This window comes from Terrimonas ginsenosidimutans, assembly GCF_022012415.1.
GTDB classification, from domain to species: Bacteria; Bacteroidota; Bacteroidia; order Chitinophagales; family Chitinophagaceae; genus Terrimonas_A; species Terrimonas_A ginsenosidimutans.
This window is the reverse complement of sequence record NZ_JAKLTR010000006.1, coordinates 27,570-49,824: the sequence shown is the minus strand read 5'-3', so window position 1 is coordinate 49,824 and position 22,255 is coordinate 27,570. Positions and strand designations below refer to the sequence as shown.

Below are 22,255 nucleotides of genomic sequence, written 5' to 3'. Positions count from 1 at the left end.
AACACCTTTTTTCATGGCTGCTATCAGGTTAACTGGTTTACCAGCTTGAAATAACTTTGATATCAGTGAGAAATATGTGTATTGGCGATTCTGCGTGTTTTTTCTTCGTCGGCACGCATTTGTTCGATATAGGGTTGTAAGATATGGTCTGGTAGTGGACATCTTCGTAGTGACTCTTTCGCACGCTCAGTCTTTTCTTCGAAATAAATATCGTCAGAGATTTTGCGCGCAAAACTGCCCTCGGGGTCATGAGCTATTATTATGGTGGTATTTCCCTGCCGTATAATTTTCGGGACGTTTTTCTTTTTCATGAATAAAAGTTTATTGATTAATATTTTTCTTTTTTATCAAAAAAGCGTCGAAAGATTTTCCTTTCTCAAATAGGTACCAATTATTTTTTATCCTGCCTTCAATTGAAATAAAACCCCGGTGCTGATCGAAAATTCTGGCGATCCATATCTGGAATAATCTTGTCCGCGCAGGGGTACTTCCTTCTAAAAAAACTAATGCTTCGCGTCTTTCGTTTAGAAACTCTATTATTGCTTCTGTCACGGACAATAGAATTTTGTTTGTGTCTTTATTATCCGTGACCGATGATGTATCTATTTTATTTCCACTTAATGCTTTTCCAAGTTCCAGATTAAATATTAACGGAATTCGTTGCACCAGATTAAATTGGATCAGTTTTCTAATCAGCCCCTTAGGACCATAACTGAAAAACTGATACAATGTATGATCCTCGATCTTCACATATTCATATACCTCTTTCTTCATCACGTAAAAAGACCCTAAATCCGCCACTAAACCTTCAGAAAAAAACGAGCAATTGCTGTTTTTTCCTGCACTAAATAAAAAAAGAGAATACCGTCTGGTATTCTCTTAAACTATTTTCTATTGATGTTAAATATTGCTTAGTCGATCTTCGTGATCTTCAACACGTTCGTCGGCAAGTGCAGATGCACCGGCGTACTACCCGTATTCACGATCGTATCCCCGGCTTTCACAAAGCCTCTTTCCTTCAGGATCTCGATCTGGTCAAAGATGATATCATCCAGGCTTTCTTCTTCGTCATAATAGAATGCCCTTACTCCCCAGCTCAGGCTCAGCTGGTTTACCAGCGACCTTTTCTTGGTGAAGATATACAATGGAGATTTCGGCCTGTAGCTGCTCAGCATAAAGCCGGTATAACCACTCTCCGTCATACCCACCAATGCATTCGCAGCAATATCGCTTGCGATCTTACAGGCATTATAACAGATCGCATCGCTCAGGAATGAAGGTGAATGCGCCAGCGCTTTCAGATCTTCTTCACGGTCATAACGGTACTCTGTATGCTCCACCTCCACGATGATCTTGCGCATTGTCTGCACTACAAGAGCCGGGTGATTGCCGGTTGCAGTCTCCCCACTCAGCATCACCGCATCAGCACCTTCCAGCACCGCATTCGCAACGTCAGTGATCTCGCTGCGGTTCGGTTTCACACGGTCGATCATGCTTTCCATCATCTGTGTGGCAACGATCACCGGCTTACCACGGTGGATACATTTGCGGATGATATCACGTTGTGCCATCGGTACTTTTTCAACCGGAAGCTCAACACCGAGATCACCACGGGCAACCATCACCGCGTCTGATTCAACAATGATATTACGGAGATCAACCAGTGCTGATGGCATTTCGATCTTTGCCATCACTTTGATTGAACTGTTTGCTTCTTTTACAAGTTTTTTCAGGTCAACGATATCTTCTGCTCTTCTTACAAAGGAAAGGGCAACCCAGTCAAGTTCATGTTTAATAATGAACGCAAAATCCTCAAAATCCTTTGGTGTCATCGCAGGGAGAGAGATGGCTGTATCAGGAAGGTTCACACCTTTCTTTGGTAACAGATTTCCACCATACGTCACCTGTACTTTTACATCGCCGCCAGCAGTGATATCAACAACCACTACTTCCAGTTTGCCGTCGTCGATCATGATCTTCTCACCAACTTTCACATCATTATGAAGGTTAGGATAGGAGATATAGATCTTTTCCTTTGTTCCAACTACTTTCTCTTTAGAAGTGAACGTCAGGATATCACCCGGTTCAATCTTCAACGAGCCATTCTCGATCTCACCTACACGGAGCTTAGGGCCCTGCAGGTCGCCAAGAATAGAGATATTGTAAGGCTCGGTCTTGTTGATCTTACGGATATGGGAAATGATCTCTGCTTTATTCTCATGAGTTCCATGAGAGAAGTTCAAACGGAATACATTCACGCCTGCCTTCACCAGTTCCAGTAATTTGTCGTAAGTGTCACATGCCGGGCCAACAGTTGCTACAATCTTTGTGCGGTGAAAGGTGTGTGCCAGTCCCGCATCCTTATCCATTTGTTTGTGAAAATACTTTTCTGCTTTTTTAGACATTGTATTGCTTCTTTGTGCTTAATTAAAGAGTAGTGACAGGAAATTGATCTAGGAAGCCAGGATCTTCTGGATCTTGATCCATTCAGTTCCGATCTTATGTTTCTCCTTTACAGCCTTTTCCAGTGGCGTATAATGGATCTTATTATTGATCACACCAACCATTACATTTCTTCTGCCAAGTAAAAGGCTTTCCACTGCATAATAACCCATGTGGCTCGCTACTACACGATCTTCACAGGTAGGAGCCCCGCCACGTTGAATATGACCAAGTACGGTAACCCTTACATCTGCATTGGGCATGCGCTGGCGGATCACTTTCGCCACTTCGTTTCCACCACCAAATTCTTCACCTTCGGCTACCACGATCAGGTTAACAAGTTTCTTTCTTTTTTCTTTTTCGGTAAGACCGTGGATGATCGCTTCTATATCCGTTTTTGTTTCAGGTATCAGGATATTCTCCGCACCAGTAGCAATCCCACTGTGCAAAGCAATATAACCGGCATCACGACCCATCACTTCCACGATGAATACGCGGTCATGCGCATCCATTGTATCGCGGATCTTGTCAATTGCCTGAACAGCGGTATTCACAGCCGTATCAAAACCGATGGTAACATCCGTGCCCGCCATATCTTTATCGATCGTTCCCGGAAGACCGACGCAGGGAATATCAAATTCGGCGCTGAATTTCTGTGCACCGCGGAAACTGCCATCACCACCAATGATCACCAACCCGTCAATGCCTCTTTTCTGCAGATTCGCGTAAGCTTTTTTACGCCCCTCGTGTTCAAAAAATTCTTTTGAGCGGGCTGTTTTCAGAATCGTTCCACCCCGCTGTATGATGTTAGCCACTGAGCGTGACTCCATTTTAATGATATCATCTTCCACCATGCCCTGGTATCCGCGCATGATGCCAAAAACTTCCAATCCGTGAAAAAGGCCGGTCCGTACAACCGCCCTGATCGCCGCGTTCATTCCTGGTGAATCTCCCCCCGATGTCAAAACCCCGATCTTAGTAACTTTGTGTGCCATTGAGTCTTAAATAACTTTTATTTATGTAATGCCTGGTTTCCGGGATCTATGAAAACGTTTTCCCAGCGCCTCAAAAATAAGGTTTTGTTCCCATTGTGTGTTGCTTCGACACATAATAGCTGGCACGAATAACTGTTAGTTAATATGGAGAGACAACAGCCGCCGGACTGCGGACCACAAACATGGCCGGTGATCGAGTATTATTTACCGCTCCATACAGTTTTTGTTACATGATCTATGCCGTTCCGTTCTTCGATCTTCAGTGAACTCCTGCAGTACGCGTTCCGTGGTCCGCGGTCATTTTTCAACTATCTTTAATCAGTTAATGAATCAGTATGAAAAGATTATTTCTAATGCTGCTTACAGCAAGCCCGTTGATTCTTATGGCACAAATAAAATATCCTCAGACAAAGAAACTCTCCGTTACCGATAATTATCATGGAACCAGTGTAGAAGACCCTTACCGCTGGCTGGAAGATGATAATGCAAATGCGACAAAAGAATGGGTAAAAGAAGAAAATAAAGTGACGTTCGATTATTTCAGCACCATTCCTATCCGCGACCGTGTTAGAAGCAGGTTAGAAAAGTTATGGGATTATCCAAAATATTCTTCTCCGTTTAAAAAAGCAGGTTATTTCTATTTTTTTAAGAATGACGGCCTGCAAAATCAACCCGTTCTTTATCGTCAGCGGGGAATAAGAGACGAGCCGGAAGAATTTCTGAACCCGAACACGCTCAGCAAAGATGGGATCGCCGCACTAGGCTCATTCAGCTTCAGCAAATCAGGAAAATATTTTGCCTATTCTATTTCTGTGGCAGGTAGTGACTGGCAGATCGTTTATGTTATGGAAACTGAAACGAAGAAGATCCTGAAAGAAACCATTCAATGGGTGAAATTCAGCTCATTCAGCTGGAACGGCGAAGAAGGTTTCTACTACAGCGGATACGATAAACCAAACGAAGAAACCAAACTCAGCAAGCAAAATCAGTTTCACAAAGTTTTTTATCACAGGCTTGGTACGGACCAGGCACAGGATAAACTCGTCTTTGAGGATAAGAAACACCCTCTCCGCTATCATAGCGCCGCACTTACAGAAGACCTCCGTTTTCTCCTTATATATGGTGCAGAGGGAACAAGTGGTACCGAGATCTGGTTCAAAGATCTTAAAGACCCCGCCCAGAAGTCCTTCAGGATCCTGATCGAAGGCTTCAAAACCGATGCAGAAGTGGTAGATAATAACGGTGATCGATTACTTGTCAGAACAAATGATGGTGCACCTAATTTCAGGCTGGTATCAATAGATCCTAAAAAGCCGGCAAAACAGAATTGGACAACTGTTATTCCGGAAAAGCCAGAAGCATTGCAAGGCGTAGGCACCGGCGGAGGCTTTTTGTTTACCGACTATCTTAAAGACGCCGCAACAAGCATTTGGCAATACAGTTATGATGGAACAATGGTCCGCCAGATAGCTCTGCCGGGGATCGGTACCGCAAGCGGATTTGGCAGCGAGAAGGCAGATAAGGACTTTTTCTATAGTTATAGCTCTTTTGCGACGCCACCTGCTGTTTACCGTTTTGATATTGCCACCGGTAAATCCACCCTGTTCCGCGAAACAAAAGTGAATATGCTCACCAGCGATTTCGTTACAGAACAGGTTTTCTTTAATGTGGATGAACAAACAAAGGTTCCCGTGTTTCTTACCTATAAAAAAGGCCTGAAGAAAGATGGTAATAATCCGGTGTTGCTATACGGGTACGGAGGCTTTAATGTTCCTGTAACCCCTGGCTTCAGTATCAGTAATGCATTCTTTATTGAACAGGGCGGTATATATGCTGTGGTGAATCTTCGGGGAGGAAGTGAATATGGTGAAGCATGGCACAAAGCAGGGATGCTTGATAAAAAACAAAACGTATTTAATGACTTTATCGGTGCAGCAGAGTACTTGATCAAAGAAGGATATACCCAACCGGCAAAGATCGCTATGCGCGGAGGGAGTAACGGTGGCTTGCTTGTGGGAGCTGTCATGACTCAACGTCCGGACCTGATGAAAGTGGCATTACCAGCAGTAGGCGTGATGGATATGCTCCGCTTTCACAAATTCACGGTAGGCTGGGGTTGGGTGGTTGAATACGGAAGCTCTGACAGCGCTGCACAGTTCCCTTTTCTGTATAAATATTCACCCTATCACAATTTAAAACAGGGGACAGACTATCCTGCGACACTGGTTACAACGGCTGATCATGACGATCGTGTGGTGCCTGCGCATTCATTTAAATTTGCTGCCCGTTTGCAGGAATATAATAAGGGAACCAATCCCGTGCTGATCCGTATCGATACAGATGCAGGACATGGGGCCGGAAAACCCACCAGCAAATCCATTGATGAAGCTTCCGATACCTGGAGCTTCGTGATGCATAATCTTGGAATGCCTTTCATAGAGCCACCAACCGGTGAAAAGAAAACAACTCCTTCTTCTACCGGATCAGGAAGTCCTGTAAAAGGAACAGAAAGTGACCAGAACGCTGGTAACGCAAAACCCAAACCAGGAGCCAGCCCCGCTACCAATTCACCCTCAGCTCCTGTTGGAACAAAGCAGAACCCTTCGGCTGATAAAGATTCAGAAATGAGAAAGAAAAAGATAGAGTTGATGAACAAGAAAAAAGGGGAGCAGTAAATAAATTTCGCGATCATAGAACGGATAATGTTTGACAGATAATTTTGCAGGATGAAGATTTTAATAACAGGCGCTAACGGGTTTGTAGGCTACTACCTCGTGAAGGAATTATTGACAACAGGGCATTTTATAATTGCTACAGGTAAGTCTGAAAGCCGCCTGGACTTCACCGCGAACAATTTTAGCTATGAACCGATGGATTTTACTGATCCGTTCAGTGTACATGATGTTTTTGAAAAACATCAGCCCGAAGTAGTGATCCATGCAGGAGCCATGGGAAAACCCGATGAAGTAGAATCAGAACAATGGCAGGCTTATCTGGTAAATGTGGAAGGATCGGTCACCTTATTAACGAATGCCGAAGAGTGCAACAGCTTCTTTATCTATATATCCACCGATTTTGTATTCAGTGGCAAAAAAGGTGAGTATACAGAAGAAGATACGGCAGAGCCTGTAAACTATTACGGCAAAACAAAACTAGAAGCGGAAGACTCCGTTAAAGAATATGAGGGCGACTGGGCTATTGTAAGAACCGTTCTTGTTTACGGTCAACCGGCTTCCGGCAGATCAAATATTCTTACGATCGTAAAAGATAAACTGGAGAAAGGCGAAACCTATAATGTGGTGGATGATCAGTGGAGAACGCCTACATACGTGGAAGATCTTGCGAAGGGGATAAGGCTGATCGCAGACAGACGTGCAAAAGGGATCTTTCATCTGGCCGGGAAAGATAAACTCACCCCTTTTCAGATGGCAAAAGAAACCGCCGCTTACCTGGGTTTGGATGCCGGGTTGATCAGGCGTGTTACTGCAGCTGACTTTACGCAGCCAGCCATACGTCCCGTAAATACCACTTTCGTGATAGATAAAGCAAAAGCAGAGCTTGGGTATGAGCCTGTGTCTTTCCGGGAAGGACTTCAAAAGATGTTTTCCCGCTGAACCTTCAGCAAAAAATATCAGTCATGCGGCTTTGCATAATTTTGCTCTCCCGCTGAGATCGTAACCTCCAACTGGTTTTCCTTTGGCGGAACCGGGCAATTGTATTTACCTGTCACATATGCGCAGTAAGGATTATAGGCTTTGTTGAAATCGACAGTTACCATATCATTTTTAACATCCGTAATACTCAGATCGATATAACGGCCCGCCGCATAAGTTGATTCTCCTGAAGTAAGATCTGTGAATGGCAGGAACAGGTGATTTTTGTACTCTTCGGAAGTCATTAAACCCTGCGACTGGTATACCGGTAGCTGTACCGTTGTATCATGGATTGAAAACTCAAGAATAGCGTACTGGCGGAATGTTTTCCTGACCGTCCCTGAAGTTTCCATGGTAAACCATTTGCTGTTGGGCGTTTTCTTAACTTTTGCCGCTACTCTGTAGGCTTCATCCGGCGGAAAAAAACGAAAGTATTTCTTGTCCTGCTCCACCACCACCTCATGCTTCTTTACATAATCGGCAACATACTGTCGGATGGAATCATCGTACGGCTTCTGAGCCCCGGCTACGGAGGCCAGGATCAGGCAAATGCCCGCTAATAGAGTTTTCATGCCGTGAAAGTACAGCTTCAGGCTTAATCAGCCCTCAGTGATTTTACAGTGATATGTTGCGGTGCGAAGCTGTAAGAAAGGCATGACGGTTGCGTGTCTACATACAGGAAACGGATCTTTTTTCCGGCAATGGCAAGGGCAGGTGGGAGGCGGATATAAACTGAGTTCGTGCAGTTCAGCAACGTCGCTAAAGGGACAGTTGTTTCGCATAAATACGGCTTCTTTTTACCGACTTCGCCCGGCAGCTCAACAAGGTAAGAATCCGGCAAACAACCGCTTTTTTCAATCACGATACCACTGATATACTCATCTTTGTCCCGGCCGCAGCCAGCCAGGAGCAGTGTAAAAGAAAGGAAAAGGATAAGGTAGCGCATGCTTTTTTCCGGTTGACAGTTCGCTCCCGGGAAACGTTGCGTCGGTTTCCTGATCACTTTGGAATACTGATGGACATATTTTTTCCTTTGCCCTGCGAAGGGGCAGCTGCGCCAATCAGCTAAAAGAGGTGTTCACATACAGCTTAATGCACGGCTCCGGCCCTGGTTTCCATTAGATCCGTCAATGACTAAAATTTACCCGGCGCACTGCTAAGCTTGCTGGAACCTTGAAGGCAATGACCTTGCCTTTGATACAGGCGGAAGTATTCCTGCTTTCCCTTACTGTCTTATTTTGCTTTTAGATAGATTTCCGCCATCATGCAACGGGCACTGCCACCGCCATTCGTTTCAATGGTATTGATCGCAGAATGCACGATCCGGTTAAAAGAGCGAAGCCTTTCAATTTGCTCTTCCGACAACGACTCATATGCCTGTGTGGACATTACCAGAAGTTTTTCACCATCACGACTCTCTACCTGCAGCATATTGCCGGCAAAATGGTTCATTTGCTTGAGAGATATCGGGATGATCTCTTTGCCCGATCTAAGGATAGTGTCACTGACATGCTGCTGCTCCGTTGGCGAGGCAATGCTCTCCAGGCATATGACCACATAGCCGTCAGCCACACACATCATTACATTGGTATGATAGATCTCCTGTCCGTTACCATCCGTTGAAGTGAACAGAACCGGCGTGTAGTTCATCTTTCTGCAAAACTCACCCAATACTTTTTCATTCGTCCGCGGGGAGATACAGGCATAAGCGATCTGCCGGTCACGATCGAGTACCATGCTTCCGGTGCCTTCAAGGAAAATATCTTCGTTTTCGAAACCGGTCAGGTCGATCGTTTGGCCGATCTGAAATTTTTCCGCAACAATATCCAGCACATGAGGCTTGCGCTCCGCCCTTCTGTTTGCCGCGAACATGGGATAAAGCATCACCGTCCCATTGCTGTGAAAGGATACCCAGTTATTGGGGAAAATAGAATCAGGCGTATGAGGTTCCGCAGTGTCTTGCACCACGGTAACATCTACTCCGTTGCTGCGCAGTACGGATACAAACGTATCAAACTCAGCAAGCGCTTTCTCCTGCACCTGGCTGGTTTCATCAGTAGCAGATTGAAAAGCATTATTGACCGCGGTTTGCTCATTATAAACAAAGCTCACAGGCCTGATCATTAGTATATGCGATGTGGTTTGCATGGTGAACGTGTTTAGATCACGCAGTAATTTGTTTGGATAGTCAAATCTGTTAAAGCTCTTCTCTCATCAATGGCATGCTCATACAATGGAACCCACCGCGGGCACGGGATAACTCTGCTGAAGGCATGGTGATCAGTGTATTTTGCATATCGGCTGGTTTGATCTCTCCCAGCTCCAGCTGAGCGACCAGGTCATGCGCATGAATAACATTAAAACCGGCTTCGCGGAATGCTTCCACTGTTTTGTCGTTCCTGTCATATCCAAGCACAACACCCTCTTTCAATGCCAGCAAATTGCAGGAATCTGTCCATTGTTCACGTGCATCATAAGGAAATTCATTGTTGCCGGAATAAATGAACCTGACCTTTTCTTCTGATTTAAGATCATGTTTGCTGATATCCGCCAGCAGTTCTTCAAGGTTATCGAAGTAGGCAGGTTGTGAAGGATCCTTCTTTCTGAATTGAGTGATCTTGATCTTATCTTCCTTTTTGCTTCCTTCCAGTACACGTTGCACATCATCTGCATCTTCCATCTTGATCGTCTTCTTGGAAAAAGTGCCCAGCAATACCCATACGTTTCTTTTCACCTGGGTAAAGATGGTATCAATATGCATGTAGTCTCTTTTCTTCGGGATTTTTATCACCGTGATCTTTTTGACCACGTTCTTTTCAAAAAGAAGATTGATGCATTGATGCGCCGCCTCCATCGTCGTTCTTTCACTGATGCCGATCAACAGGTGATCTTTTGTTACTACCATGATATCCCCGCCTTCAAGCGTTACTTTCTTATCATCGCCATCTTTAGGAAGAAGGAAATAATGTGACGTGTTGGGAAGCTCGATGATCTTGTCACGATAGGAAGCAAACATCGGGTGGTTATAGAATAAATATTTCACCAGCAGGGCTTCGCGTGTACGCGCTTTACGTGCCGGTTTATTCAGCAGGATATAGTCATTGATCACAATCCCGATATCACGCGTAAAGATGAAATTAGGGATAGGAGGGAATAACATCTCCTTATCATTTGATGTGCCGCTGATAAACACTTTTGCCAGTTGCGGTCCGTCAAGGGCCAGCAATTTATCCTGCAGTTCATAAGAGCAGTTCTCGATCGCGCAAACGGAGGCAACGAGTTTTAGTTTGATCTCATGTTGTTCGAGGATCTCACCCAGCAACCACTGCAGTTCCACTACCTTATCTGAGCGGTAAAAATCTTTATGATCAGGTTTATAAAAATTGAAATCATTAGCGGGCGCGTCCACTTCGCCAAGCCGGCCCTTGATCTTTTCCGGATCAAGGAAATAAAGAAGCAGTTTGATATAGAAATCATATTCTTTACGGCGGATGGTATCCAGGTGCACGATGTCTTCAAACAACCAATCCTGTGCTTTTGATGGAACTACTTTACCAAGACCGCTATCCGGGCTGTGCACCAGCAAGCGTTTTAAAGTACCTATTTCGGAGGTTACGTGAATCTGATCATTCATAAGTTAGAGAAAAGAGGAAGAGAACAGTGATTTACACCGATTCTCTACGTTAAACAATTGAATGTTGCCGGGTATTTATTGATCCTAACAACTGTTCGGTAAAGCTAAGCGGAAAAAAGCAAATAGAAAAAAGCAAGGATCAGAGCGGATAATCGACAACGTGGGGTATAAAAAAAACGGAAAGAAGATCATCTTCTTTCCGTTCCGTAAATTCATTTTACCAGGTTTATTGATGCGCCGCAAGTATCGGAACGGTGCTGTTGAACGCCAGTTTCTTTGTGTGGCTGACGTTAAAGCTGAATAAACTATTGATAAAAGTGTGATTTTTTGGAATAATGATGATGAGATCGATATTTCGGTCGCGCGAAAACTGCTCGATCGCCTCATAAAAATCGTTCATGCCGATAAAGTAGAATTCAGGGTTGAATTCGGCGAACATCTTAAGCATTTTACTCCTTTCCGCCAGGTATTCTTCGGTCAGAGAAACATAATGTTCATTATCTACGTTCACGATATGAAGACTGGCATTGAATATTTCCAGCACCGTCTTGATCGCCAGTACCGGGGTAGTTGCGTCAACATCTTTGAAATCAGAGGTCAAAGCAATATTTGAAATTCCTGTATATTTTGCATCCGGAGGAACGATCATCACTGGGCAAACATTGGCATCAGCCATTTTCAGGGTATTGCTTCCTATGAAGATCTGTCTCCATTCTTCTTTCTCGGAAATACCCATGATGATGAGTTCAGCCGTTTTCTGGTAAGCCAGCCTGCCCAGGTTATCAATCAGATCATCTCCCTGTTCTTTTTCCATTTCGATGTTTTGAACCCCTTTCTGTTCCATTTCCGCTTTCAGGCTTTCCAGGTATTGAGCAGCTGTTGCCGCTTCATCAGATTCTTTGAACATATGATACAGGATCACACGGGCATCGGCCTTACCCGACAGCATGTCCGCTGCATACCGGGCGGCATTAAGAGAGGTCTCAGAGAAGTCAACTGGAATAATTACATCTTTCATGTGCATAGTTAGTTTAGGCTGTCTCCAAAGAAACAGAAAAAAGAACTGATTACAAAGAAGAATCGGACACCTGTGAACAAAAACAACCTGACAGGTCATCACTATCAACTTACGCGTATACCGTTCATTCCGCAACAGAGCGCAGATCACCTGCTCCATTATGATCGGTCTGTACAGAGAGGAGGAAGACCCCGGGCTGATTTTGCTTAACCCTAAACTCCGTTACCGTCCGCCCCGCCTCCTGTAAAACTTTGAACCGGCAGGAACGTAAAGAATTAAAAAGCCTCCTGTGTCTCCCTTCGTTTCAAGGTGAGGAGATTGAACGGTGACCATTGGATCAAAATATGTATTTTGTCGGTCTAATCGAGTACTGCAATATTTTACTATATGAAAAAGCTGTTTGCAATTGCCATGTTCCTTATCAGCAGTAATATGATCTTTTCCCAGGAAGTGATCGCTCTTTATGATAAAGTTCCCGGTAGTAAACCTGCCGTCAAAGCTGAAAGTTCAGAGACGACAAATGGTATACTCCGGATCAAAAACGTGTCACAACCGACACTGGCAGTCTATAAACCTGAACAAGGCAAGGCCAACGGCACCGCAGTGGTGATCTGCCCCGGCGGCGGTTATTCCATTCTTGCCGCCAGCCATGAAGGAGCTGATATTGCAAAATTATTCACCAGCTGGGGCATTACAGCTTTTGTACTGAAGTATCGCCTGCCTGATGATGCGATCATGCAGAATAAAACCATCGGCCCCCTGCAGGACGCGCAAAGGGCCCTTCAACTGATCAGGCAACGGGCAGGAGAGTGGGGCGTCAACCCCTCCACCGTAGGCATCATGGGCTTTTCGGCAGGGGGACATTTGGCTGCAACAGCTTCCACCCAATTCGCCAAACCCGTGATCGAAGCAGGTGCAACAGAGGTACGCCCGGATTTCTCCATCCTTATCTATCCGGTTATCAGTTTTGCCGATACCCTTATGCACAAAGGCAGCCGGGATAACCTTCTCGGTGCTGATACCTCTGCCGCACGCATTATGCTGTATTCTGCAGACCGACAGGTCGGACCGCAAACACCACCTGCTTTTCTCGTACACGCAGGTGATGATAAAGCCGTGCCTGTCGGCAACAGCCTTGCATACTATACTGCATTGCAGAAAAACAAGGTCATTGCGGAAATGCATATCTATCAGCAGGGGGGGCATGGGTTCGGATTGAACAACAAGACCACAAAAGACCAATGGCAGGAAAGACTCCGCAACTGGCTGCAGGCGAATAACTGGTTGCCGGCTTCTGCTCAGTAACAACTTAACGCTCTGTTTGTGCCCTTTAAGACAGATCGCTTTATCTCCGGGCCTGATTCCATCTAACAAGCTTATCTGCCCTGCGTAAGGCACCCTCTAAATCTCCCCTGAAGGGCTACCGTGTACTCACATTTTTCCTTTTATATGACCGAATAATTTTTTGATAGCTTGATGGCGTAGGGGAACGCGGCGGGCACGGCGATACGCGACGTGCGCGGCGAATACAAAGTCTGCTATGGCTGTTTTCGCTGCGTACGTCGCGTATCGCCGTGTCCGCCGCGTTCCCCTACGCAGCAGACATGACAGTTAGCTACCTTGTTCTACCTTAAACAATGTCTTAAAATCTTCGTCATCTGTACTCCATCAGCGAATGAATATGCAGATCAATAGGTGAACACCAGATCTGAGAATCGGCGGGAATCTATGACCCTGTAAAAACCGGGCTTTTCAGGATAGTGAAACTACGATCCGTTTATAGGTTGAACACTATTGCGCGGGAACCGGCCGCGCTCTATTTTAGAGCCTGAATCCAAACCCAGAAAAATGAAACTCATACTTCTCAGCTCACTGCTGTCAGTTTTTGTTTTTTCAACTGAACCGTCAATCTATGACTTCAAGGTTGAAGCTCTCCAGAAAGAAAATGCCAGGATCAATTTTGAAGACTTTAAAGGAAAGAAGATCCTGATCGTTAACACAGCATCCAAATCTCCCTACACCTTCCAGATGGAAGAACTGGAAAAGCTTTACCGCGCATACAAAGACAAACTGGTAGTTGTCGGCTTTCCGGCAGGAAGCGATTTCGGAAACCAGGAACTGAAGACCAACCGTGAGATCCGCGACTTCTGCACCTTCACTTACGATATCACCTTTCCGATGGCGGAAAAAGTAACCACCATGGGAGAATTGCGCCACCCGATATTCTCCTATCTCATTTCAGAAGCACAGAAAATGTATGTTTCTGAACCGGTGATCAAATGGAATTTCACCAAATTCCTGATCGATGAAAATGGTAAACTGATCAAAGTCTTCCCGGCAGACGTTACGCCGCTAAGCACAGAAGTCACCAGCTACCTGAATAATACCAGGAACTGGCAATAAATACCGATCACTGTCCATCGAATAATAAAAACCAGGATTATTCAACAGAGCGGACTTCGCTCAGATTGTCGAAAAAATCGTAACTTACCTCCTCACCAAATAAAAAGGAGGTATTCATGCAATCAGATAAATCATGGACGCCTTCGGTTATTATCGCGTAACCGGGCTTCTCCTAAAATATTCTGCTGGCGAAGAGCCAGGAGCCATCAGGTTTTCCCTGGTGGCTTTTTTAATTACAAAAGGACTGATTCTTGCAGGGTACCCAAAGAATGGACTGGCTTTGGAGATCTCTGATCCAGCGCCTGAGATAATATGTGTGATCAGGGTTTTCAGGGAAATAAATTTTTGACAGGATTATTCAGTTGATTTACAGGAATTATGCAAAAGAAAGGTTTACGATTCAGATGGTTCAGACGTTTACTTAGGATCCTGATCGTTGTGATCGGACTATTTATCATTGCCTGCCTCATCTTTGATCATTTTGTCCAGTTCAGGAAATCGGATGATGAACTCCGGGAAATCTTTGCACAAAGGAAAATTGATGGACAGATCAATTACTATAATAGCCACGGCCGCCAGATCAGGTATGCCAGCGTTGGGAACGACAGTCTGCCCACCTTGCTCATGTTACACGGTTCTCCTGGCTCAATGAGCTACTACAGTGGCCGTTATGCCGATACTGTTATCCAGAATCACTTCAAGGTCTTTACAGTGGACAGGCCAGGATACGGCTATTCCGGCCTTGGTGACCCCGTTGCGGCGATCAGGGAACAGGCTGAAATGATCCGCCCCATCCTGGACAGCCTTCACAAAGCACGCCATCCGATCATCATCGCCGGCGGTTCTTACGGCTCTTCTGTCGCCTGCAGGCTCGCCATGGATCACCCGGAACTGGTCGATGGACTCGTACTCACCGGTCCATCTCTGGGGCCCGGCCTCGAAAAGATCTACTGGTTCAGCCCAATTGTCGAACACTGGTCCATCCGCTGGTTTATCCCGCGCATCTTCCGCTCTGCCAACACAGAAAAGATGCATCACAAGGAAGAACTGGAGAAAATGCTGCCCTACTGGAAAGACATCCGCATTCCCGTCATTTACATGCAGGGCGAAAAAGACGAACTCATTGATACATCAAATGCCGGTTTTGCAACGCAACACCTGATCAATGCACCTTATCTCGATATTCGGTTCATCAAAGGCCGCGAACACCGCCTTGCCCAATATGAGTGGCCGGCTATCAGGGGGAGTATCATGGAAGTTTATGAAATGATCACGCAGGATAGCTCCAGGATTCTCACCGGTAAATAAGTGACGGAACGGATCTGGTCCTGCTCTCATCTTCTTTCCGGACGGAGACCATTGACCTTATACAGAATAAGCCGCTTGATCCGCCAGAGCTTCACCTGTGGACTGCAATTACCCTGCACACGATTATTTTCTGTTATGGTTTCTTCCGGTCTGTGCTTTGAATATTTCATATGATGTATTATTTCAGTTGAATATTTTGCTCCACTAGCGCTGCATACAGACGATCACCATCCGGCTGCTCCTTTCTTCGCCCGGACAATAAAATGGAAACAGCAGGCCTGTCAGTGGTGGGATAAATAGGCGAAACCTTTCCCTGAAAAGCGGCTGTCAGGATCGACTGGCCCGTTCCGCCCATTGTCTCCCATAAAAGGAAAGATCAGCAATAGCGACGCGGGATACTCACTGATACGTCTCCTTCACTTGAACCAAAACTAAGCACCCGGGCCGGTGAGATCAGGTGAAAAACACGTCAGAAAATTGTTTTTTCCTCATGGTTATTTCATGGAGTTTTATCTCAAATGATCCATCAACAGAAATCATCTATTTTTATCACTCTGTAAAATCAAGTTTATGTTGTCATCTGAGGAAGTAAAAAAGAATGCTGGTGTATTTGCTGCGGATCTCGTGAAGAATGGAATGAATTTCGGACTGGGTACCGGCTCCACCGTTTACTGGCTGATCCGGGAGCTGGGTGTTCGTGTTTCGCAGGGTTTGGAGATCCGGGCTGTACCTACTTCCGCCCAAACCGTCAGCCTGGCGCTCGAAGCAGGTATTCCCCTTACTGATCTTGACCAGGTGGCGCAACTGCCAATAGCGATAGATGGTGCTGATGAGATCGATCCTCAGGGTCAGCTGATCAAAGGCGGCGGCGGAGCACTCTTGCAGGAAAAGATCGTCGCAGCTGCCGCTGAAAAAATGATAGTGATCGCTGATGGATCGAAATACGTTTCCCAACTGGGCAGATTCCCGCTTCCGGTAGAAGTGATCCGCTTCGGTTACAAACAGGTAATGCGACGCCTCCTGGACGCGGGTATCTGCCGCTCCGTAAAGCTGAGAGAGAAGAATGGAACTCCATTCATTACTGATCATCAGCATTATATTCTCGATTGCCAGTTTGATCATATCGATGATGCCCCGGCAATAAATACTTTCATCAGGAACATTACCGGCGTGGTGGAAACCGGGCTGTTTGTCCGGATGGCGTCCAGTGCGATCATCGGCCATAGTGATGGACGGGTAGAGACGATCAATTTCAGATAACCCTGGGACAACCTGGTCTGAAACCGCCGTTAAGGAGATCGTTTAATAGTTTAAAAGTTTAATAGTTTAATAGTTTTGAGGTTCGAACCCTTGAGTCTCTAGACAGTGACATTTAAACTCTTAAACTCTTAAACTTTTAAACTATTAAACTCTTAAACTTTTAAACCCTTAAACTTCTACACCTCTCTACCCCGGCCTACTTCACCTCCTTATCCAGCGTCATCTCGAAGAAACGAAACCATTCATTGTTCCGCTTCATTTCACCGATTTCCGCCCACTGCCCCTTTTCGTTGATCCAGATGACATACTGCATATTCTCGTTGGGATACCAGTATAGCTTGTTGTCTTTTATTTCCGCTTTGAATTTGCTGCCTTGTCCTGTAGATAACCACGACTGAAAATTATAATTTGAAGCTTCTTTGTTCCAGCTGATAATGGCTAATGCATTGTGAATGCTTCGTCCCTCCGCAGTGCCGTTCCCTTCAATCAGCATTAATGTCTGATCAAGCTTGAACTGTACTTTTTCCGTCTGATCAAACGAATGTTTGCCATCCGCTCTCGTGATCGAGCCTTTACCTTTCCAATTACCTTCCAGGAAGGCCAGCAACTTCATCTTCTCCTGGATTCCCTTATCCGTTTCTGTATTTTGTGCACGTATTGATACTGTCAATACCAAACAAAGCAATAAGCTGAAGATCTTTTTAAGGCGCATAGTAATGGTTTAATGTTTCAGGAAATTAAACCATTTATTAGAAAAGGGAAAAAGTTTGATGGGGGAAAGTTGCAAAGTTGCAAAGTTTAAAAGTTTAATAGTTTAAGAGTTTAAAAGTTGAACTGTTAAGCGTTTAGGCGTTTCCTGGGATTTATATAGTCAACTATTAAACTATTAAACTATTAAACTTTTAAACTCTTAATCCATTGGACTCTTAAACTTTAAAACCTTCAGCGCATTAAAAAAACCGGCCGAAGCCGGTTTGAATCAGGTTAACCTCAACTAAATATCAACCGTAAACTGCTGTAAATAATGTGATCAGGCCTGTGATGAGAAATACAGTAGTGATTACAAGTGTTGCCTGTACGTTCTCGTTCTTCAATAATGTGTTGATTTTTTTCATACACAAAAGTTTTTAGTTTCGATAAAAAGGGGTTCAGGTCATTCCAAAGGACACCGGTTCCGAAACAATAAAAGTCTTCTGTGATTTTACAAAGGAGTGGAGATATTGCAAACGTACATAATAAAGTGCCTGTTGTCAAGTGTTTGCAGAGATTTTATGAATGTATCAACATCGTATATTTACGATAGGTCTGTAATAAACTTACTTACAGTTATTTATTGATTAAAATAAATTGATTGGCCTTATAGGGGTAGGAAAAAGGTTGAAAGTTTAATAGTTCAAAAGCTTAAAAGGGGCAATCTCCCGATCCGGCCAACGACCGAACTTTTAAACTATGAACCATTAAACTTTCAGACGACTGAGCTTCTGCTTTCTACTCCTACCTGATCCGATAGGTCAGCCCCATTCGCACAAACTGCGCGCGCGCTTTCAGAAACTCGTTATCTCCGTAATAGTTTTTGTATCCCTGCACATAACCTGTTGTAAGCCCCCACCTGTTAAGAGATGCGGTCACCTGTATGCGGACGCGCTGGTCGCCCTGTTTGCTCAGATCATTTACTTTATTATAAGTATCACCGTTCATGGTAAGCCGCACATCAATCTTTTCTTTTCTGCTGACAGCGCTTGCTATCTCGAATCCAGTGGTGATATCGATCTTTAATTTTTTATCCAATGCCCTGAACCCGATAAAAGGAGTGATGCAGATGTACTGGCTGGTTGACTCAGCAGATCCTTCAGCTGGTATTAACGCACTCGCGAAAATAGAAGGGGAAAGATAAGTGACAGTCGACTTGCTCTGCAATGATTGAAAAGCAACTTCACCACCAACTATCAGTTTCGTTTTTGAAACATACTGAACATTCGAATTCACTTCATACGAAAATCCTGACCGGCTGTTCTCATCAGGAGAAAAATTTGTACGCAGAATAGCAGGCTGTGTATTCTCAATAGAAAAAGCCTGATCTCCACGATAACTGAACAATCCGGAATTTAGTCCGACTGAAAATGTCGTACGCTGTGCATTAGCTATACCAGCTAAACAAAGCAAAGGCAATGCAATTAGTAAGTGTTTTGATTTCATAAAGGCAGGTGACAAGCGCATCAGGTTGATCGTTGCATCGGAGTAAAGTTTGAAGAGCTGAGAGGAAGGATGAGGAGCGATGGTCGATGACAAAGCATTAACATATCGCGGCCTTATAACATCGCGCCCCGACAATCGCCCATCTATCAGCGATATGGGGAAATAAAACACCACCTCCACACCATTCCACATTTTCAATCTACTGATTTCTAATAATCTGGCAGGCTTGGTATGAAAATTGAAAAATTACTGTCAGATCAAAAACATCGATTATGAAAAAGGCAATTATCGTTATAACTACTGCAGTATTGTTTGTCTCCTGTCGTAGTAAAGAAGAAAAAACAGCAGCTGCATCCACAACACAACCTCAACCGGTGGTGGTAGAGAAAGTGAAGTATGTGCCTGTGCAGACCAACACGGCCGCACCTGCAAATAATAGTAATAATAAGCAGGGATGGAGTAAGGCTGCAAAAGGTACCGTACTTGGAGCAGGTGGTGGCGCCCTGGTTGGTGCAACAGTAAGTAACAATAAAGCTGCAGGCGCAGTAGTAGGTGGCGCGATCGGCGCAGGTACAGGTTACCTGATCGGACGTGGGGAAGATAAAAAAGATGGCCGCGTGACGCCTAAAAAGAAACAGTAATATTCTTGACACACATATATATCGGCTGACCGGGAACATTCCTGGTCAGCTTTTTTTATTTCCGCCGGCCATTCATGCTTTTGATCAATTCACCCGCTTTCAATACACCGCTGTTTGAAAATGTCTCAATTTGTTAGGGAAAAGAAAAAAAGGTAAAAAAATAATGCTACCTGTTTGTTCGTACGAAAAAATTCCTACCTTAGATATATGAAAGAAAAGCTGGAAGATGGTAAAAAGCCTGAACCGACAAAGTCTGAGCTTGAAATACTACAGGTATTGTGGGAGCATGGTCCCTCTACCGTAAGATTTGTGAACGATCAGCTGAATGATCAGCGGGAGGTGAACTATACATCCACGCTTAAGCTGATGCAGATAATGTTTGAAAAAAGAATTCTGGTGAGGGACGAGACCAGCATGAAACATATTTACAGCGTGGCGGAAGAAGAACAGAAGACCAAAGCCTTTCTGTTAGATAAGTTCGTTGATTCGATGTATAAAGGATCTGCCAGTAAGTTGATCATGCAGTTGCTCGGTAATAAGAAAGCCTCAAAAGAAGAGATGGATGCTGTACGCAACATTCTCCGGAAAATTGAAAATGAAGGAAAAAAATAGTTAGCCATTAATAAACTGCTTCATGGATCTCCTGTCAATCATATCTGATAATATTATCCGTGCATTGAGTAATACCTTTCTTTACTCATTATGGCAGGGACTGATACTGGCGGCTGTTGCGGGACTCGTCATCATGCTGACGAGAAGATCCACTCCCGGCAAACGTTATAATTTACTGGTGGGCCTGCTGATATCATTTACCGTAGTGATCATCACCACGTTCGTTATCCAGTACCAGCGCGTGGTTATTGCGAGACAACAGGTCGCTACAGTATGTCCTGAATTTCCTCCCGCCGGTGAAGCTATCAACCTAACCGGATCTGCCGGTCAGGACCCAGGCAAGTTCTCCTTCCTGGAATATATCAATACACACGCGGAAATGATCGTTCTTGTCTGGTTCCTGATCGTATGTGCCCGTTGTGTTCAACTGTTTACCGGATTACACGGATTACAAAGGCTTCGCCGCGAATCGGTAAAGCCATCGGAAGAGTGGGAGGAAATGCTTCGCAGGCTTACCCAAACATTAGGTATCACACAACAGGTTCGGCTCGCGGAATCCGCTATTGCAAAAGTACCAATGGTGATAGGTCATTTCAAACCGGTGATTCTTATTCCCGCGGCACTGCTGGCCGCTATGCAACCCGCAGAAATAGAAGCAGTGCTGGTGCACGAACTCGCTCATATCCGCCGGAGGGATTACCTCGTAAATATGCTGCAGCATCTCATGGAGATCGTATTCTTTTTTAACCCTGCAGTGTTATGGGTTTCTTCCCTGATCAAAACAGAAAGAGAGAACTGCTGCGATGATATCACTCTTGGAAAAACGAATGATAAAACGGCCTATATACGCGCACTCATCTGCTGCCAGGAATTTCAATCACAAACACCCTCGATGGCTGTTGGCCTGGCAGGAAGAAAAAATCTGCTCGGCCGTGTTAACCGGATGGTGTCGCACAGCAACCATTCTTTATCGATCATCGAAAAATCCATGCTGACCCTATGCCTCGTAACAGCAGGCATTATGCTGGCCGCTTTCGCAGAGCGTGAAGAACAGAAGGCGCCTCCGCATGTGAAAGTGGCTAAGGCACCCTCTGCCGATACATTACCTGTAAGAAAGAATGTGACGGCTGAAGACCTGAATACATTCAGGATCTACCAGCCTGCAGAGGTAGGCGAGGGAACATCAGTTTACATCGGAAATGTAGCTGAAAAAGTGGGTTTCAAAACATATATCCTCAAGAAAGAAGCTCAGCTTTATCAGCTCAATTATATCAGAGATACGCTCGTTTCACTACAGGTCAATGGAAAAGCGGTGACCCCTGCGGAATGGCCAATGTATGCGGATAGTGTGCATGAACTGGCCCGGCAGCAGGAAAGAAAACTGGATGATACCTTCGTGCATCAAACGGAATACGCAACAGAAGATGATAACGATATCTTCAGCAGGGCGGAAAAGACACTTTCCAACGGACTGAACAGAACAAAGAATGCAATTGATGCAGCCGGCATGGAGCTTGGCAGATCCCTGCGCATAATGCAGGCGACCGAAGATTCGCTGCGGGCAATGGAAAGATTAATAGAGCCCAATTCCTCACCTGGTGCATACCGGATCACTTCGGATGAACAGATCTCACGGCAGGATGAAGAGCGCGCCCGTAAAAGACAAAGCCAGCCCGGCTCGGGGGATGCAGGTCAATACTCAAAAACATCCGACACTTACACAGAATATAAATCCACCCACACAGAACGCAACAGTTATAAAACGCCCTACCAGCCGGAGAAAGCGCCAGTGTCCCGCCGGGAGAACTGGATCACTGTAGATGAACTGATCTCGCACCTGGTCAGAGAAGGATTGGTGAATGAGGCAGATGAGGTAAAATCCTTCATGCTGACCCCCCAGCAAATGATCATGAATGGTAAGCCGGTACCCACAGCAGTTCATCAGATGATACTCGATAAATACGTAAAAGCTGACAGGAAAAAAAAGTGGACAATGTATTACAACTTTGACACTTCAACGATCAAATCCATTAGCCCGGATGGCATAAATGCCAGTTGAGTTAGCATACACCCATTTATATAAAACCTTACCA

Annotated in this window: 21 protein-coding genes; 9 read left to right on the top strand and 12 right to left on the bottom strand. The window is 44.9% G+C overall.

Annotation, left to right across the window (positions count from 1 at the left end; translation table 11 throughout):
* Window positions 1-62 precede the first annotated feature (62 nt).
* From LZZ85_RS10740 to pfkA, 4 genes are all read right to left on the bottom strand, one after another.
* Window positions 63-311 (bottom strand): hypothetical protein, encoded by a 249-nt coding sequence (locus LZZ85_RS10740; RefSeq protein WP_237871493.1) that lies wholly within the window; start codon window positions 309-311, stop codon window positions 63-65.
* 10 nt (window positions 312-321) lie between these two features.
* Window positions 322-774 (bottom strand): DUF6934 family protein, encoded by a 453-nt coding sequence (locus tag LZZ85_RS10735; RefSeq protein WP_237871492.1) that lies wholly within the window; start codon window positions 772-774, stop codon window positions 322-324.
* 137 nt (window positions 775-911) lie between these two features.
* Window positions 912-2,405 (bottom strand): pyruvate kinase, encoded by a 1,494-nt coding sequence (gene pyk, locus LZZ85_RS10730; RefSeq protein ID WP_237871491.1) that lies wholly within the window; start codon window positions 2,403-2,405, stop codon window positions 912-914.
* A 48-nt stretch (window positions 2,406-2,453) separates the two neighbouring features.
* On the bottom strand, window positions 2,454-3,437 hold the full coding sequence (gene pfkA, locus LZZ85_RS10725) for a 6-phosphofructokinase (RefSeq protein ID WP_237871489.1): 984 nt from the start codon (window positions 3,435-3,437) through the stop codon (window positions 2,454-2,456).
* 335 nt (window positions 3,438-3,772) lie between these two features.
* On the opposite strand from pfkA, the gene LZZ85_RS10720 reads away from it, so the two are divergent.
* Together LZZ85_RS10720 and LZZ85_RS10715 are read left to right on the top strand one after the other, a co-directional pair.
* On the top strand, window positions 3,773-6,112 hold the full coding sequence (locus LZZ85_RS10720) for a prolyl oligopeptidase family serine peptidase (RefSeq protein WP_237871487.1): 2,340 nt from the start codon (window positions 3,773-3,775) through the stop codon (window positions 6,110-6,112).
* Between the two features lie 51 nt (window positions 6,113-6,163).
* Window positions 6,164-7,051, top strand: coding sequence for an SDR family oxidoreductase (locus LZZ85_RS10715; RefSeq protein WP_237871485.1), 888 nt, complete (start codon window positions 6,164-6,166; stop codon window positions 7,049-7,051).
* A gap of 17 nt (window positions 7,052-7,068) precedes the next feature.
* Here LZZ85_RS10715 and LZZ85_RS10710 read toward each other — a convergent pair whose 3' ends face one another.
* From LZZ85_RS10710 to LZZ85_RS10690, 5 genes are all read right to left on the bottom strand, one after another.
* Entirely contained in the window at window positions 7,069-7,662 is a 594-nt protein-coding gene (locus LZZ85_RS10710) for a DUF1684 domain-containing protein (RefSeq protein ID WP_237871483.1), read from the bottom strand.
* Between the two features lie 23 nt (window positions 7,663-7,685).
* Window positions 7,686-8,036, bottom strand: a complete 351-nt coding sequence (locus LZZ85_RS10705; protein ID WP_237871481.1) for a hypothetical protein — start codon at window positions 8,034-8,036, stop codon at window positions 7,686-7,688.
* A gap of 287 nt (window positions 8,037-8,323) precedes the next feature.
* Window positions 8,324-9,238, bottom strand: a complete 915-nt coding sequence (ctlX, locus tag LZZ85_RS10700) for a citrulline utilization hydrolase CtlX (protein ID WP_237871478.1) — start codon at window positions 9,236-9,238, stop codon at window positions 8,324-8,326.
* A gap of 49 nt (window positions 9,239-9,287) precedes the next feature.
* Window positions 9,288-10,724 carry an arginine deiminase family protein gene (locus LZZ85_RS10695; RefSeq protein ID WP_237871476.1) on the bottom strand — a complete coding sequence of 479 codons (1,437 nt, stop codon included), beginning with the start codon at window positions 10,722-10,724 and terminating at the stop codon, window positions 9,288-9,290.
* Between the two features lie 226 nt (window positions 10,725-10,950).
* Window positions 10,951-11,742: a universal stress protein gene (locus tag LZZ85_RS10690; RefSeq protein WP_237871474.1), complete on the bottom strand. Its 792-nt coding sequence runs from the start codon at window positions 11,740-11,742 to the stop codon at window positions 10,951-10,953.
* Between the two features lie 387 nt (window positions 11,743-12,129).
* Between LZZ85_RS10690 and LZZ85_RS10685 the strand changes: the two genes are divergently transcribed.
* The 3 genes from LZZ85_RS10685 to LZZ85_RS10675 all read left to right on the top strand — a co-directional run bounded on the left by LZZ85_RS10685 (window position 12,130) and on the right by LZZ85_RS10675 (window position 15,453).
* Window positions 12,130-13,047 carry an alpha/beta hydrolase gene (locus tag LZZ85_RS10685; RefSeq protein ID WP_237871473.1) on the top strand — a complete coding sequence of 306 codons (918 nt, stop codon included), beginning with the start codon at window positions 12,130-12,132 and terminating at the stop codon, window positions 13,045-13,047.
* Window positions 13,048-13,590: 543 nt separating this feature from the next.
* A complete protein-coding gene (locus LZZ85_RS10680; RefSeq protein ID WP_237871471.1) occupies window positions 13,591-14,145 on the top strand; it encodes a glutathione peroxidase in 555 nt (184 codons plus the stop codon).
* A gap of 378 nt (window positions 14,146-14,523) precedes the next feature.
* Window positions 14,524-15,453 carry an alpha/beta fold hydrolase gene (locus tag LZZ85_RS10675; protein ID WP_237871469.1) on the top strand — a complete coding sequence of 310 codons (930 nt, stop codon included), beginning with the start codon at window positions 14,524-14,526 and terminating at the stop codon, window positions 15,451-15,453.
* A 26-nt stretch (window positions 15,454-15,479) separates the two neighbouring features.
* On the opposite strand, the gene LZZ85_RS10670 is transcribed toward LZZ85_RS10675, so the two are convergent.
* On the bottom strand, window positions 15,480-15,623 hold the full coding sequence (locus LZZ85_RS10670; RefSeq protein WP_237871467.1) for a hypothetical protein: 144 nt from the start codon (window positions 15,621-15,623) through the stop codon (window positions 15,480-15,482).
* Window positions 15,624-16,023: 400 nt separating this feature from the next.
* Here LZZ85_RS10670 and rpiA point away from each other — a divergent pair, with 400 nt between their 5' ends.
* Window positions 16,024-16,713, top strand: coding sequence for a ribose-5-phosphate isomerase RpiA (gene rpiA, locus LZZ85_RS10665; protein ID WP_237871465.1), 690 nt, complete (start codon window positions 16,024-16,026; stop codon window positions 16,711-16,713).
* 196 nt (window positions 16,714-16,909) lie between these two features.
* On the opposite strand, the gene LZZ85_RS10660 is transcribed toward rpiA, so the two are convergent.
* Together LZZ85_RS10660 and LZZ85_RS10655 are read right to left on the bottom strand one after the other, a co-directional pair.
* The gene (locus LZZ85_RS10660; protein ID WP_237871463.1) at window positions 16,910-17,425 is read right to left on the bottom strand and encodes a hypothetical protein; all 516 of its coding nucleotides are present in this window, start codon (window positions 17,423-17,425) and stop codon (window positions 16,910-16,912) included.
* Window positions 17,426-18,207: 782 nt separating this feature from the next.
* Complete coding sequence (locus LZZ85_RS10655) at window positions 18,208-19,107, bottom strand: hypothetical protein (protein ID WP_237871461.1); 900 nt, start codon at window positions 19,105-19,107, stop codon at window positions 18,208-18,210.
* Window positions 19,108-19,181: 74 nt separating this feature from the next.
* Between LZZ85_RS10655 and LZZ85_RS10650 the strand changes: the two genes are divergently transcribed.
* The 3 genes from LZZ85_RS10650 to LZZ85_RS10640 all read left to right on the top strand — a co-directional run bounded on the left by LZZ85_RS10650 (window position 19,182) and on the right by LZZ85_RS10640 (window position 22,221).
* Window positions 19,182-19,550, top strand: a complete 369-nt coding sequence (locus LZZ85_RS10650) for a YMGG-like glycine zipper-containing protein (RefSeq protein ID WP_237871459.1) — start codon at window positions 19,182-19,184, stop codon at window positions 19,548-19,550.
* 207 nt (window positions 19,551-19,757) lie between these two features.
* Window positions 19,758-20,162, top strand: coding sequence for a BlaI/MecI/CopY family transcriptional regulator (locus tag LZZ85_RS10645; RefSeq protein WP_237871457.1), 405 nt, complete (start codon window positions 19,758-19,760; stop codon window positions 20,160-20,162).
* A gap of 22 nt (window positions 20,163-20,184) precedes the next feature.
* Window positions 20,185-22,221, top strand: coding sequence for a M56 family metallopeptidase (locus LZZ85_RS10640; protein ID WP_237871456.1), 2,037 nt, complete (start codon window positions 20,185-20,187; stop codon window positions 22,219-22,221).
* The last annotated feature ends 34 nt before the right edge of the window (window positions 22,222-22,255 follow it).

Coding starts and splice junctions, on each gene's coding strand:
- LZZ85_RS10740 (WP_237871493.1), bottom strand. CDS start 311: ATGAAAAAGAAAAACGTCCCGAAAATTATACGGCAGGGAAATACCACC.
- LZZ85_RS10735 (WP_237871492.1), bottom strand. CDS start 774: ATGAAGAAAGAGGTATATGAATATGTGAAGATCGAGGATCATACATTG.
- pyk (WP_237871491.1), bottom strand. CDS start 2,405: ATGTCTAAAAAAGCAGAAAAGTATTTTCACAAACAAATGGATAAGGAT.
- pfkA (WP_237871489.1), bottom strand. CDS start 3,437: ATGGCACACAAAGTTACTAAGATCGGGGTTTTGACATCGGGGGGAGAT.
- LZZ85_RS10720 (WP_237871487.1), top strand. CDS start 3,773: ATGAAAAGATTATTTCTAATGCTGCTTACAGCAAGCCCGTTGATTCTT.
- LZZ85_RS10715 (WP_237871485.1), top strand. CDS start 6,164: ATGAAGATTTTAATAACAGGCGCTAACGGGTTTGTAGGCTACTACCTC.
- LZZ85_RS10710 (WP_237871483.1), bottom strand. CDS start 7,662: ATGAAAACTCTATTAGCGGGCATTTGCCTGATCCTGGCCTCCGTAGCC.
- LZZ85_RS10705 (WP_237871481.1), bottom strand. CDS start 8,036: ATGCGCTACCTTATCCTTTTCCTTTCTTTTACACTGCTCCTGGCTGGC.
- ctlX (WP_237871478.1), bottom strand. CDS start 9,238: ATGCAAACCACATCGCATATACTAATGATCAGGCCTGTGAGCTTTGTT.
- LZZ85_RS10695 (WP_237871476.1), bottom strand. CDS start 10,724: ATGAATGATCAGATTCACGTAACCTCCGAAATAGGTACTTTAAAACGC.
- LZZ85_RS10690 (WP_237871474.1), bottom strand. CDS start 11,742: ATGAAAGATGTAATTATTCCAGTTGACTTCTCTGAGACCTCTCTTAAT.
- LZZ85_RS10685 (WP_237871473.1), top strand. CDS start 12,130: ATGAAAAAGCTGTTTGCAATTGCCATGTTCCTTATCAGCAGTAATATG.
- LZZ85_RS10680 (WP_237871471.1), top strand. CDS start 13,591: ATGAAACTCATACTTCTCAGCTCACTGCTGTCAGTTTTTGTTTTTTCA.
- LZZ85_RS10675 (WP_237871469.1), top strand. CDS start 14,524: ATGCAAAAGAAAGGTTTACGATTCAGATGGTTCAGACGTTTACTTAGG.
- LZZ85_RS10670 (WP_237871467.1), bottom strand. CDS start 15,623: ATGAAATATTCAAAGCACAGACCGGAAGAAACCATAACAGAAAATAAT.
- rpiA (WP_237871465.1), top strand. CDS start 16,024: ATGTTGTCATCTGAGGAAGTAAAAAAGAATGCTGGTGTATTTGCTGCG.
- LZZ85_RS10660 (WP_237871463.1), bottom strand. CDS start 17,425: ATGCGCCTTAAAAAGATCTTCAGCTTATTGCTTTGTTTGGTATTGACA.
- LZZ85_RS10650 (WP_237871459.1), top strand. CDS start 19,182: ATGAAAAAGGCAATTATCGTTATAACTACTGCAGTATTGTTTGTCTCC.
- LZZ85_RS10645 (WP_237871457.1), top strand. CDS start 19,758: ATGAAAGAAAAGCTGGAAGATGGTAAAAAGCCTGAACCGACAAAGTCT.
- LZZ85_RS10640 (WP_237871456.1), top strand. CDS start 20,185: ATGGATCTCCTGTCAATCATATCTGATAATATTATCCGTGCATTGAGT.